10 protein-coding genes are annotated in these 13814 nt (G+C 35.4%); all 10 read right to left on the bottom strand.

The window, feature by feature from the left end; all coding sequences use genetic code 11:
* Positions 1-123: 123 nt before the first annotated feature.
* Positions 124-2397 carry an RNA polymerase recycling motor HelD gene (gene helD / locus ACZ41W_RS03345; protein ID WP_464313468.1) on the bottom strand — a complete coding sequence of 758 codons (2274 nt, stop codon included), beginning with the start codon at positions 2395-2397 and terminating at the stop codon, positions 124-126.
* 133 nt (positions 2398-2530) lie between these two features.
* Positions 2531-4099, bottom strand: coding sequence for a Ppx/GppA phosphatase family protein (locus tag ACZ41W_RS03350; protein ID WP_464313469.1), 1569 nt, complete (start codon positions 4097-4099; stop codon positions 2531-2533).
* A complete protein-coding gene (gene ppk1, locus ACZ41W_RS03355) occupies positions 4065-6128 on the bottom strand; it encodes a polyphosphate kinase 1 (RefSeq protein WP_464313470.1) in 2064 nt (687 codons plus the stop codon). Before ppk1 ends, ACZ41W_RS03350 begins: the two co-directional genes overlap by 35 nt.
* Positions 6129-6137: 9 nt before the next feature.
* Positions 6138-7598 carry a Ppx/GppA phosphatase family protein gene (locus tag ACZ41W_RS03360; RefSeq protein WP_464313471.1) on the bottom strand — a complete coding sequence of 487 codons (1461 nt, stop codon included), beginning with the start codon at positions 7596-7598 and terminating at the stop codon, positions 6138-6140.
* Between the two features lie 2 nt (positions 7599-7600).
* On the bottom strand, positions 7601-7765 hold the full coding sequence (locus ACZ41W_RS03365; protein ID WP_464313472.1) for a hypothetical protein: 165 nt from the start codon (positions 7763-7765) through the stop codon (positions 7601-7603).
* Positions 7766-7982: 217 nt separating this feature from the next.
* Positions 7983-8777 (bottom strand): Nif3-like dinuclear metal center hexameric protein, encoded by a 795-nt coding sequence (locus ACZ41W_RS03370; RefSeq protein ID WP_464313473.1) that lies wholly within the window; start codon positions 8775-8777, stop codon positions 7983-7985.
* 9 nt (positions 8778-8786) lie between these two features.
* Positions 8787-9530 (bottom strand): tRNA (adenine(22)-N(1))-methyltransferase, encoded by a 744-nt coding sequence (locus ACZ41W_RS03375; protein ID WP_464313474.1) that lies wholly within the window; start codon positions 9528-9530, stop codon positions 8787-8789.
* A 60-nt stretch (positions 9531-9590) separates the two neighbouring features.
* A complete protein-coding gene (gene rpoD, locus ACZ41W_RS03380) occupies positions 9591-10865 on the bottom strand; it encodes an RNA polymerase sigma factor RpoD (RefSeq protein ID WP_464313475.1) in 1275 nt (424 codons plus the stop codon).
* A gap of 22 nt (positions 10866-10887) precedes the next feature.
* The gene (dnaG, locus tag ACZ41W_RS03385; RefSeq protein ID WP_464313476.1) at positions 10888-12672 is read right to left on the bottom strand and encodes a DNA primase; all 1785 of its coding nucleotides are present in this window, start codon (positions 12670-12672) and stop codon (positions 10888-10890) included.
* 109 nt (positions 12673-12781) lie between these two features.
* A complete protein-coding gene (locus ACZ41W_RS03390; protein WP_464313477.1) occupies positions 12782-13795 on the bottom strand; it encodes a deoxyguanosinetriphosphate triphosphohydrolase in 1014 nt (337 codons plus the stop codon).
* Positions 13796-13814 lie beyond the last annotated feature (19 nt).

Below are 13814 nucleotides of genomic sequence, written 5' to 3' on the forward strand. Positions count from 1 at the left end.
AAGCTCACAATTTTCAATCAGAATATTTTGAAAATAGTCCTGTAGTTGAAAATGTGGGTGTTTTGATGAAAGTCTAAACAAAAAAAAGCCTCATGAATGAGGCTTTAAATGGGGCTAATTGAATTACAGTGTATCTTTGAGAATCTGAAGTCTTGGGGATAGTGTCAAGGAGTCTAAATGATGAAGTGCACGTGTCATTGCAACATATAAAAGTTTAATGTCCAGTGGATGTTCGTGATAATCTTCATCAATTGTGACAATGAGAACGGCATCAAATTCAAGTCCTTTTGCAAAATATGAGGGTACGATGATAAGACCTGCTTCATAATGATCTTCTTTATCATCAAGAATTTTAGCGTGTTGTTGATATTTGATATCCAGTATCTTTTTGATTTTTTTGCATTCTTGGAGTGTTTTACCGATGATGGCAATGGATTTATACCCTTTGCCTTTTAATGTTTCTATGCGCTTATGCAGTGTATTAAATAGCTCTTCTTCATGTTCAAACCATGTATTTTGTGGCAATTCACCATGTCTTATAACAGGTTTTGCTAGTACCGTATTTGGATCGCCTAATCGCTCAAGGACAGCGTTGGCTTGATTCATAATTTCCACTGTTGTTCGATAGCTTTGTACGAGGTTCATATATTGGGGTTCGTCCCCTTCAAATACACCCTCTAGCACTTCATTCCAATGATCGATACCTCTGTATGCGTGAATTCCTTGAGACGTATCACCAAGTATGGTAAATCGCGTCGTTTTAAGGACTTGCTTAAGCACGTAGAATTGAAATGGACTGAAGTCTTGAGCTTCGTCGATTACTAATGTAGATACTTCAGGGGCTTCATCAAATCCGTGCACTTTGTATTTGATATATAATAGCGCTGCTAAATCCTCAAGTTCGTATTGTCCTGTATGAACAATCGTGTTCGCATGTGATAAAAAATAGCTTATTTGAGATGCTGATAGGTGTTCTTGCCAGTACTTTGAAATCAATTCTTGTGAACGAATGAGTTCTTGATAAATCGTTTCAAAATGGTATTTTGGAAAGAGACTCATATAATTTTTTACCGCATGAAGTTGTTCGTGTTTGAGTTTTACAAGTCGCGCATCGCGTTCGTCCATTAAAGTGACGACTTTTGTCCTGCGCTCATCCCCTGCTTCTTCACGCGCAAGAATGGAATCGATTTTTGCGTTATAACGTTCTGTCGTCTGCTCCAGTTTTGCCTTATAGGTGATTTTTAAACGATGCGTTAATATTTTTTTGATTTCATTGACGCGTTTTTGATAGGGCAAATAATGATAGTTCTCTAAAAATAGAGATCGAATTTCCCCACGTTTTGCTAAGATTTCATCATCAAAAGTAAAATGTTCGTTTGGCGTAAAGTGCTTTTCAATTGTTTTAAGATGCTGCTCTATACCAAGTGCATAGTTCATTGAACCTTTGAATTTTGCATGCCAGATGATGGATTTTTTTGTATCTTCAGAAGGATTGGATAAAATATCAATGAGTTTTTTATTTTTATCCATGAGTTTAATTTTCTTACCTAAGAGTTCTTCTATAAAGTCGATATATGTCGTCTGTTTAACGCGCTCTACTCCGAGTTCTGGTAGTACAGAAGAAATATAATTAATAAAGAGTCGATTGGGTGCCAAAATCATAAAATTTTCAGGCTTAAAGCTTTTTTCGTAGGTGTAGATAAAATAGGCAATTCTGTGAAGTGCGATTGTCGTCTTACCACTTCCCGCAACACCTTGAACAATGAGCGGCTTTCTCATGCTCGCTCGAATAACTCGATTTTGTTCCGCTTGAATCGTGGATGCGATGTCCTTTAAGCGTTCATCCGCACTTGCTTCAAGTGAAGCTTGTAAAAACGCATCAGTTGTAGTGATATCTACATCAATATAATCGATTAATTTACCGTCTTCAATGTTAATTTGCCTTTTTAAACTCAGTTCGCCTTCATAAAAATCCCCTTCGGATTCATATGTATTCTCTCCTAATCGACCCTCATAATAGAGTGTCGCTATGGGGGCACGCCAGTCAATCACAAGTGGTGTAAATTCGCCATCACGTAATATTGAAGTCTTACCGATATAGAGTTTCTCAATTTCGTCTTTGTCTTTTTGTCTAAAATCAATTCGCGCAAAATAGGGTTTTTTATGGGCTCTCACCATCTGATCATAATTTTTTTCTGCGATTTCGACAAATTGTGTGTTGATCATTGCATCGATATAATTGGATGAACTTTCTTGTGTATCTAAGTTACTCATGGCTTCTTTAATGTTAGAACTGAATTTTTTACGATAATTCTCTACGGCACGAATGGTGTGTTCAATGTGTGTTTTCGTCTCGTCGAGTCGTTTGGATTCAATTTCATAATCTGGTTGTCTCATCAGTACCTCCACAAATAAAAAAAGGATAGCATTTTCAACTATCCTCTGAGAAAAAAGGAACTTACTCATAATATCAAATTATGATGGAGGATTCAAGTTACAATCAGGTTAAAAAATACATGAGCACCTTGATTTAGGAAATGGATAAAGTAAGGCTAAACTGTTTCTCAAACCGTTCCATAAATTTTTGAGCAGAAGCGATTTCTAGGCTGACATTTTCGGTGGTAATCGTTTCAATTTCAACCTTTTGATCGGTAATTTTAACTTGCAAATCGAGAATAGATGCATTTTCTGAGCGATCTAATTGTTCCGCAATATTGAGTAGTACGACTAGACGACCTAGACGCTGCATCTCTGACTTTGATAACAAAGATTCGTAATGATCCATACGGCTTTTAATGCTCTCTTCCCTATGACTGCCAACTAGATATGCAACAGCCATTCGCTCTTGATTGGAAAGACCGTTGATACGACCGTATAAAATGAGATAAAATCCGTGAATATGATGATCATAATATTCAATGTGCATTCCTATGTCGTGTAACAATGCAGCAGTATGAATGAGTTTACGATCATTTTCTGTGAAGTTCCCCGTTTTTTTTAACGCATCAAACAACTTAAGCGTGAGTCTTTCAACATGTTGAGCGTGTGGAATATTGACATTGAATCTCTTGAGCATGTTCTCAACACTGTGTTCTAAAACATCTTCCACAATTGAAGGCAACTGGGAATCTTGAAACAATGCTTCGTAAAAATAACCTTCTCTTAAGCCGTTTCCACTGATAAAAATTTGCTCGGATTGAATACGGTCAAATAGACATTTAAACGGCAAGATGCCAAGTGTAATAATATCGAGTCTTTTTTTACTGAGTCCAGGGATTTTATCAAGATCTTTCTCGTCAGAATTCAGAATCATTTTGCAGATGCGTTCAACTTCTTGTTCATGCATTCTATAATGATGCATATTTTCAAGTGGATAGCCATTGAGTGCGCGATCGATTTTACCTAGTGTCCGGATCACACCACCAAGCCCAATAATCGGTAGTCCTTTGGCTTTATCCAGCCATGGGATATGATCAAAAAGCGACTGAATTGATTTTGAAGCCTCATCAATGCGCTTTTGTTTGGATTTAATAGAGCTAAACTTTTCAGTTAGCGTAACCGAGCCAATCGGTAAGCTGATGGCATATGCAAAGGTTCTATTTTGCATTAAGATGAGTTCTGTGCTGCCACCCCCAATATCCATGAGAAGTGCATTTTCATGAGGCATTGAATTGACCACTCCAAGAAAATCATAATACGCTTCTTCTTGGCCTGTTAAAACTCTGAAATCAATGAAAGTTTCATCTTTAACTCTTTTTAAAAAGCTCTTTTGATTTGTAGACATCCTGACCGCAGCTGTTGCAAGTGCATAGGTTGTATTGACTTCATTGACTTGCATGAGCTTGTTAAAGTAATGCAGAGCTTGTATAGTGCGCTCAATCGGTTTTTCTTTTAAAGTTAAACCATCATTCATCCCTTCACTTAATCGAACCATTTCACTTGCCTGTTCGATTACACTGTAGCCACCGCGTGCATTGACTTTGAAAATATTCATACGGATGGAGTTTGAGCCTAAATCAATAATGGCTATAGATTTTTTTGCTTTTTTAAAGACATCCATTCTATCACTTACCTTCCACGATTGGTCTGAGTTTGTCATTAAACTCTTTATTTGAAGTGTACTCAAGTTCTTTCAATGTATCTTGAGCACGAATTTTTTTAGATTTCGGTTCCCTTTTCGTTTTTTCATATGAACCATCGCAGTTTAGCTGCCATGATTTTTCATTATCTAATGAGTAGAGTTTTAGAATAAGACGAATGCGTTCCGCTATCACTGGATCTTCAACTGGAAATAAGAGTTCTACTCTTCTGTTGAGATTACGCGTCATCCAATCTGCACTTGAAAGATAAACTTCGGATTTGCGATGATTTTCAAAGTAAAAAATACGACTATGCTCCAAAAATTCGCCAATCACACTTGTGACTTTGATTGTTTCGCTTAACCCTTTTACTCCAGGAACAAGTACGCAAATGCCGCGAATAATCAAATGGATTTGAACACCGGCTTGTGATGCTTCATAGAGCTTATTGACGATATCTACATCCACTAAAGCATTCATTTTAGCTATAATAAGTCCTTCATGACCGGCTTTAACATGTGCGATTTCACGATCAATTAATTCGATAAATTTTTTTCTGAGTTTAAAAGGCGCAATACTCATGATATTCGTATTTACAGAAGTTGCATATCCAGAAACCATGTTAAAAAATATGGAAGCGTCTGATCCGAAATGTTCTTTACAAGTGAGAAGTCCCATATCTGTATAGAGTTTAGACGTCTGATCGTTATAATTTCCAGTGCTTAAGTGAATATATCGCTTAATTTTGTTCTTTTCCTTTCTTACAACGAGTGTGATTTTTGAATGCGTCTTCAATCCAGCCATTCCATAGATGACATGAACGCCTCTTTGTTCGAGTTTTTTTGCCCATTGAATGTTATTCTCTTCATCGAATCGGGCTTTCAATTCAACAAGTACTGTGACTTGTTTTCCCTTATCGGCTGCATCTGAAAGTGCTTTAATGATCTGTGAATCGCCACTGACACGATAGAGTGTCTGCTTGATAGCAAGGACATGTGGATCTTTACTCGCTTGTTTGATAAATTCTATTACAGTATCAAACGACTCATACGGATGATGTAAAAAAACATCGCCCTCTCGAATGGTTTTAAATATATTTTTCTTATCAATCATTGGAAAACGCTTTGGTTTATAGGAAGTTCGAGAGAGTTTACTAGCATCTTTAGGCGTCTTGATGCGCGATAAAAATGTTAAATCCATCTTACCTTCGATAAAGTTCATCTCATCCGTTGAAAGATTGAGTGCATCTTGTAGGATTTTTAAAAGCCATTGATCAACAGATGCTGAAATTTCCAAACGAACAGTTGCCCCCCATTTTCGTTGTTTGACAGCTTCTTCTATGACTGAAAGCAGATCCTCTGCCTCGTCTTCTATAATGGTTAAGTCACCGTTTCGAGTTGCTCGAAATTGACAAGTGGATAATATTTCATGTCCAACAAAAAGCTTGTCGATAAAAAGTTCTATGATATCTTCCAATAAAACATATTTAGTTTTTTCAGGTGTAGATTCAACACAAATTAGTCGGTCCAAAACACTCGGCACTTGTACTATTGCAAGTTTAGATTCTGTCCCAATTAGTAATTTAACTGCAATGTAAATTTGTTTATTTGCAATTAATGGAAAACGGCGTGTAAAATCTACAGCCATTGGTGTTAAAACCGGATAAATCTCAGAACTGAATTTTGTTGCGAGGAGCTTGATATGCGAGGGTTGTAACTCGGTTTTATCCAATATCACAATCCCTTCACGCTTTAATTGTAACAACGTTTTCTCTGTCAAATCATATTGCAATTTGACGAGTTCACTAACTTTTAAGTTGATTAGACGATATTTTTCTGTTACGGATAAACCTGAAGGATCAAGAGCATCATACCCAGAACTGAGTTGATTTTTTATTGCGGCAACACGAATCATAAAAAATTCATCTAGATTGGATGAAAAGATTGAGCTAAATTTTAATTTTTCCATGAGTGGCACGGTTTCATCAACCATTTCCATCAGTACGCGTTTATTAAATTCTAACCAGCTAAGTTCTCGATTAAGTAACATGAAATGCTCCTATTCTATTTTAAGTAGTGGGATGATTCCGAATGTATTTGAAAATTGATTTTGATTCAATTCAAATTGCCATTCTTCTAGTATAATATCTTCTTTTGTTTGAATGGTGATTACTAAACTTTCATCAGTGACATCTACATCCACGATATCAACTTTTTGTTTTTTACTGATATCAAGGGATTTTGCGAGCCGAAGTATGGCGCTGATTTTATTTACACGAACTTGTGAAACGTTAGCTGTACAACTAAAATTTACATTCGACGGCGCTAAATCATCACATTTGACCACTTTGCAGATTTCCTTAATAAATTGAAGGTGCTCGTCGTCCACTCCAAACAATTTATTAGGAGGATCAATTTCATGAAGAATAGCCCCTAGTTTTAATAGCAATTGATCCTGTTCATCAAATGAATACAGCTCAGATAATGCTTGATAGATCTTTAGTGAAGTTTGACTGACCCATTTGATGTGATTTTCATTTACGTGTTCCCTGCGAATCAATTCGAAAGCCAATGAATCGATATCGTGATTAAAATGATTATAGCGGTTAACTTTATAATCTTGTTCAATGAGTTCAGTCAAAAGACCATCACGTAAAGAAATATTCGGTATAATGATTTCATCAGTTTTCATTTGATCTGTGAGAACATCATACACAATCATGGTCGCTAAGAATTCATAATAATTAAGGTCCGACTCCTCTACTTTTTTCCTGATAGCATAATCATTTTGAAGTGCTTTTGAGCACATCTTTTTAAACTCATTGTATGAAATAATTTCATCAAAGTTAAAAAGTATATCGCGGATGCGTTTGATTTCTCCACCAAAAGCGAGAAAATAACGTGTTTTTTTCAAATCATTTTGTAAGTTTAATCGAGCAATTTTTGTTTCGATAAACTCTTTCAAAATATTGGGAAATAAAACAGATTTATCTTCTAAATCATAAAGTATTTGCTTAAGAATTTTAGTTCCAAGTGCGATTTCATCATTTCGAATGAGTTTATTTTGATGATACAGACTGATGTCAAAACTTCCAGATGTGACCTCTATCAGCAAAGACGATTTACGAATGTCTTTGTAATTCGGAAGATAATCTCGAATAGATTTATAGGTTAAAAACTTCTCAACCGCATCATCGATAACGTCTACGACGAAACCCGTACGCATTCGAATGATTTCGATGACATTTTTTGCATTTTCAGCCTTTCTTAAAGCAGCAGTAGCTACAGCTTTGTATTTAACAACGCTGTAGCTATCCATAACTTTTTTATAATACAATAAAATATCCAGTGTTTCTCGAATGGTTTCTAGCTTAATCGAATGATTGAAGAAGACATCATCCCCCAATGAAATATTGGTTGAAATATCTTCGATCTGCTCTATATGTTCTTTTGTAACTTGTATGATTTTTATTTTTATTGCGTTTGATCCAATATCGATGGCAGCATAGATTGAACTCATTGTTATTTCCTTTCCATTTTCTTTGGCTTACAAAGTGCATCTTTATCATTTGCAGCTCTACCACATTTTTTACATACAAATTTTGATTTATCAATCATTTCAATATATTCGTCAATATGTTTTTCTAAATAATCGTCTTTCACTAATTTACAAAGTACTTTTGCCATGGTTCCTCCTAATTGTCTGTTTATTTATAATCATCACTAGGTAACCTTACAGTTACAGAACCTTTATACCCATTTAGTAGGAAAAAAACACGGAATTTCAAATTAATATATCAAAATATTGTAAAGAACATTATAGAAACCGTTATAAAAAACATTATAAAAAAACAGCTTAATTTACATTAAACTGTCTAATCAATTATCAATTATCGATTATCAATCATCTATAACTAAAAATCGGACGTTCCGACTTTGCAATTTGAATTGATAAATTGCGTTGAATCAACTCAAAGTCTTGTTCTATTACAGATTTTAAGTAAGGAAGATAAATGTGTTCACTTTCATAATGTCCTATATCCATTAACATAAGTGAAGTATTTAGAACAGTTTGAGCTTCATGATATTTGAGATCTCCCATAATATAGACATCTGCTTGTGCCCGTAGCGCATCTTGGATAAAATCAGATGATGCGCCACTACAGATTGCAACTTTTGAAATCAATGATTCTTCAGGTTGTATATTGGCGATTTTAACATGATCTACGTGAAAGACAGTCTTCACGAGGTCAACAAAATGAGTACAGTGCATAGGGCTAGGTAACGCCCCAACGATTCCAAAACCATGTTTGTCTGATAAAGGCAAAACGGTTTTAAGAGATAAAAGCTGACCTAGAAAATGATTAATTCCATGCGCCTGCGATTGATCAATATTGGTATGAGCTGATATCACCGAGATATTATGACGAATTAACTTAAGAATCGAATCTCCAACAGGTTGTGACTCAATAATCGATTTGAGCGGAGAAAATATCATAGGATGATGAGATAAAATAACATCTACTTGATTTTCAATTGCTTCATCGATGACTTCACTTGTGATATCCAGCGCAAGCATGAGTTTGTTGACGGATTGACTTGGACTTCCAATGAGCAAGCCCACGTTATCCCAACTTTCAGCACTTTGAAAAGGTGCAAATTTTTGAACACTATCGAGAATCATCTGAACGGTTACCATATGAGCCTCCTAAATATGAAGTGAATTCTGTATTTGATGAATGATATCCAGTTTTCTTTGACACCAAGTGGCTTTTTCGCTTTGAATGACTTCATTTTTTAAATGATCTAAAATCGTTTGATATTTATTCTGTTTATACATCAAGAAATTTCGATAATCCATTAATTGATCTTTTAAAATGGTATGACCAAATTCTAAATCATCAAATGGTATTTTAAGTCGTTTTTCGTCGAGATTTGTATCGACTATATGATGCTGATGAGAAGAAACGACGAGAATTTCATAATGTTTACCACTGTCTTCAATAAAGTGATCCCATAAGATGATGAACTCATGATCCAGTAACCATTGTCTCAGTTTTTCTTGTTCCGTCATAGGTTGAAGGATATAGTATGAAAATGATTTTGTTTTATTTAGATCAACGGAAAGAATGTCTTTAATGAGATTTCCGCCCATTCCATTGATAAAAACTAAATCCGCTTCATTTAAGTGAACAGGATCGATACCAGAACCCAGTCGAAACTCAACAAATTGTTCATATGGACTATGTTCAAATGTTGATTTTGCATGATTAAGTGGTCCTTCGTTGATATCACATAAAATTCCCTTTGTTAAACGTTTATTTTCGAACATCCAATAGGGTAAATACCCATGATCTGTTCCAATGTCAGCGATGACTTCAAATGATTGATTAATTAATCTGGCTTGTTCCGCCAATATTTCAATTCTTTTTGATGTTTTAAATGATTGCATATGAGCCTCTTATAAAAATAGAATTTGCAGCTAATTGCTGCAAATTCTATAGATGTTATTTTACTCTAAATAGTCTTTTAATTTTTTACTTCTGCTTGGGTGTTTGAGTTTACGAAGTGCTTTCGCTTCGATTTGACGAATACGTTCACGTGTTACATCAAACTCTTTTCCTACTTCTTCAAGAGTTCGCGCTCGACCGTCTTCAAGACCAAATCTTAATTTCAACACTTTTTGTTCTCTTAATGTAAGTGTTTCAAGGACTTCCATTAATTGTTCTTTAAGCATTGAAAATGCAGCAGCATCCGCTGGCGCTGGAGCATCATTATCTGGAATAAAATCGCCAAGATGTGAATCGTCTTCTTCACCAATTGGTGTTTCGAGAGAAACTGGTTCTTGTGCAATTTTTAATATTTCTCGCACTTTCTCAACGGTCATATCCATCTCTTTTGCAATTTCATCTGGGGATGGTTCTCTACCTAAATCTTGCAAGAGTTGTCTTTGAACGCGAATGAGCTTATTAATCGTCTCAACCATATGAACTGGAATACGAATGGTTCTTGCTTGATCGGCAATTGCTCGAGTGATTGCTTGTCGAATCCACCAAGTTGCATAGGTTGAAAATTTAAAGCCTTTTGTCCAGTCAAATTTTTCAACAGCTTTGATTAAACCGAGATTACCTTCTTGGATTAAATCCAAGAAAAGCATTCCTCTGCCAACATATTTTTTTGCAATGCTGACAACTAAACGCAAGTTGGCTTCACAAAGTTTCTTCTTCGCATCTTCATCGCCAGTCGCCATACGCTTAGCCAGTTCAACTTCTTCGTCACCTGAAAGGAGTGCAACTTCGCCGATTTCTTTTAAGTACATTCTCACGGGGTCATCAATGTTGATGCCTTTAGGAATAGAAATATCAATCGACTTTTCTTCATCCTCTTCATCTTCTAATGATGGCTCTAATTCGTGCATTCTATCTAAGTTATCTATGTCAGTGATATCATCAATGTCATCAATATCGTCAATATCATCGAGGTCGTCTAAATCGTTGAGATCTTCAAGATCTTCTAAATCTTCAAGATCAATGTCTTCTAGGTCTTCCATTTCAATATCCTCTGGATCTAAAATATCTTCGGATTCATTTTCTGCATGTTCTTCAGAGATGACTTCGATATTCATCGCAGAAAAGGATTCAAAAATCTCTTCCATCTGATCTTTGTTTAAATCCATTACGGACAACTTATCTTGAATTTCTGTATAAGTCAGTGTTCCGCTTTTTTTACCTTTTGTAATTAATGATTTTACAACTGCTTTGTGTTTGGCATTCAATTTTTCACTCAATTGAACTGCCTCCTTTCAATTATTAATTTCGCGTTCTTACTTTAATCGTAAGTGCTTGTTTTTCCTTGATTTTATCTAGGATATTTTGCTGAATTAAAACAGGTTGATCAGATGTTTTTAACAAGGATTTTAAATTTTCAATTTCCTCATCTAAGCTGAGTAACTTTAAGTTATTCATAACATGTTCAATATCAATGGATTGAACCGCTTCAGAAAAGCTTTGAATCATTTCAACCAGACGTGTGGAGACTTCTAAATCTGCGCTTTCAATAATTTCTTGTAATCGAAACTCGTTATGCTGACTTAAATAATGAAGAATATAATGACTCATGTCTGCTATATCTTCTGAAAAATGAAATGTGTGAATCATAGATAGAATTTCAGAAGGCAGTGTTTCAAAATGATGAATGTAATATGTGAGCAATTGTTTTTCTAAATATTTTTTCTTGTCACTGGTTACACGCGGGATTATTTCTGTCGGTTTGTTTTTAGCCTTAAAGCCATACCGCACCTTCTCATCATAATTGTCTTTAAAAACTTCCTTTGCAATCAACTCACGACTGACATCTAGGAGATTTGACAAATGATCAATGTAAAGATTTTTTTCAAACGAGTTTGTTAATTCTGAAATAATTAGGCTCGCCTTTGACAAAAACTCAATTTTGTCTTGATCGTTGTTGAGATTATACGCTTGCATGAGATGGTTCAATCGATATTCAGTAGCTGTGATTGCTGTTTCAATTTTCTCTTTAAATTTTTCTGGCCCATATTTTTTTAGGTATTCATCAGGGTCTAAATTTTCACCTAAAACGATGACTTTTATCTTTTCGATAATCCCCTGTAATACATCTAAACTTCTAAGTGTTGCTTTTTGGCCAGCAAAATCAGAATCATAACAAATAATAATTTCATCTGCATATCGGCGCATTAATCTTCCATGTTCAGCTGTTAAAGCTGTACCAAGTGTTGCGACGGCATTATCAAATCCAAAAGTATGAAGGGCAATGACATCCATGTATCCTTCAGCTATAATGAGCTGTTTTTTCTCATTATGACTATTTTTGGCTAAATTTAAACCGTACAATGTTTGACTTTTGTTAAAAACTTCAGTTTCAGGTGAATTGAGATATTTGGGTAAGGAATCATCCATGACACGCCCACCGAAGCCGATAACTTTACCCTTTGGATTGATGATGGGAAAAATAATCCTGTTTCGAAAGCGATCATAATGTCGTGTGTTATCCTTATTTGGTATTGCTAATCCAACACTTTCAAGTTCCTGAACTGTATACTTTTTTGACAACGAAAGTAGCAAATCGGACCATGCATCACTCGCAAAACCAATACCAAATTGTTTCATAACATCCAAATGAATGCCTCGTTTTTCTAAATAAGCCATCGCTTCTGGATGCGCTCTTAAGTTTTTATAAAAAAAGATAGCAGCATCTTTTAATATATCATAAAAACGAGCATATTGGTGTGTATTTTTTATATTGGATCCCTTGCTAAATTCTGAAATGTCAATATTATATCTGTCAGCCAGCATTTCTACGGCATCTATACTGTCTAAATTTTCATATTGAGTAATAAAGTTAATCGCATTTCCAGCCGCGCCACACCCAAAGCAATGAAAAAGTTGCTTTTCTTCAGAAATGATAAACGAAGCTGTCTTTTCATTATGAAATGGGCAAAGTGCTTTACAGTTTTTACCAGAGCGTTCAACCGGTATATACCCAGAAATAACATCGATTATATTGACTCTTTCTAGAATATACTCAAAAATATTCCCCTCAAATTGTTTGCTCATTTCCTCACCTTTCTTTTTTTGTCGCGTATTACGCAACACTAACTAATTCGACATTTGAATATAAATTCCTTCTTTGTTAACAAAAGTTTATAAATGTGCCGTCAAATGTCTAGTAAAGCCAGAATTTAGGAATAAAGAGTTCTTTGTATAAATTGACAGCATATCGGTCTGACATACTTGCAACATAATCTTTTACAGCTTCAATGCCATCCCCTTCTTCGTAATCTTCAAATCGTTCAGATGGCATTTGTTGAGGATATTTATTGAAGTATTCGTACAAGGTTTCAACGATGGATTCAGCTCTTTCTTCTTCCTTTTTCGCTTCTTTATTGTAATAGACACTATCAAACATAAAGTGGCGAAGTGCGTTAAATGCACTTTCAACAGGCGCGCTCATAGAAATCTTCGTGCCGTTGCAGCTGTTCGTGATAATGTCCATAATCATTGTATTGATTCGTTCACCGTGCGTTTGGCCTAAGATAGATGCAATCGCTGTTGGTATGTTGCTTTGTATCAGCACATTCGCACGAATTGCATCGTCAATATCGTGATTGAGATAAGCGATTCGATCACTTAAACTCACGACTTGACCTTCAAGGGTACTCGCATGACCTTTTGAACCATGATTTAATATGCCGTCTCGAACTTCTTCTGTTAAATTGAGACCAAGTTTACTGTTTTTGCGTCTTTCAAGGTAATCCACTACACGAAGACTTTGTTCATTGTGTTTAAATCCTGAAGGATGAATTAGATTGAGCCGCTCCTCTCCGCAATGACCAAAAGGCGTATGCCCCAAATCATGGCCTAGAGCGATGGCTTCGGTAAGATCTTCATTGAGTCTTAAAGCTCTTGCGATTGTTCGAGAAATCTGTGATACTTCAAGTGTATGTGTTAGACGTGTTCTATAATGATCGCCTTCTGGTGATAAAAAAACTTGAGTTTTATGTTTTAGGCGTCTAAACGATTTCGAATGTAAAATTCGATCGCGATCCCTTTGATATTCCGTTCTGAGTGGACAGGGTTCTTCATAAAGACGTCTTCCACCTGTTTCTGAAACTTTTCTAGCAAATTGACTTAAAGTATCTTGTTCGATTTTTTCTTGTATTTCACGATAAATGATCATTAAGGCACCTTCTTTCATT

This window comes from Fusibacter fontis (genome assembly GCF_055378735.1).

Coding starts and splice junctions, on each gene's coding strand:
- ACZ41W_RS03365 (WP_464313472.1), bottom strand. CDS start 7,765: ATGGCAAAAGTACTTTGTAAATTAGTGAAAGACGATTATTTAGAAAAA.
- dnaG (WP_464313476.1), bottom strand. CDS start 12,672: ATGAGCAAACAATTTGAGGGGAATATTTTTGAGTATATTCTAGAAAGA.
- ACZ41W_RS03390 (WP_464313477.1), bottom strand. CDS start 13,795: ATGATCATTTATCGTGAAATACAAGAAAAAATCGAACAAGATACTTTA.
- ACZ41W_RS03375 (WP_464313474.1), bottom strand. CDS start 9,530: ATGCAATCATTTAAAACATCAAAAAGAATTGAAATATTGGCGGAACAA.
- ACZ41W_RS03370 (WP_464313473.1), bottom strand. CDS start 8,777: ATGGTAACCGTTCAGATGATTCTCGATAGTGTTCAAAAATTTGCACCT.
- ACZ41W_RS03350 (WP_464313469.1), bottom strand. CDS start 4,099: ATGACAAACTCAGACCAATCGTGGAAGGTAAGTGATAGAATGGATGTC.
- ppk1 (WP_464313470.1), bottom strand. CDS start 6,128: ATGTTACTTAATCGAGAACTTAGCTGGTTAGAATTTAATAAACGCGTA.
- ACZ41W_RS03360 (WP_464313471.1), bottom strand. CDS start 7,598: ATGAGTTCAATCTATGCTGCCATCGATATTGGATCAAACGCAATAAAA.
- helD (WP_464313468.1), bottom strand. CDS start 2,397: ATGAGACAACCAGATTATGAAATTGAATCCAAACGACTCGACGAGACG.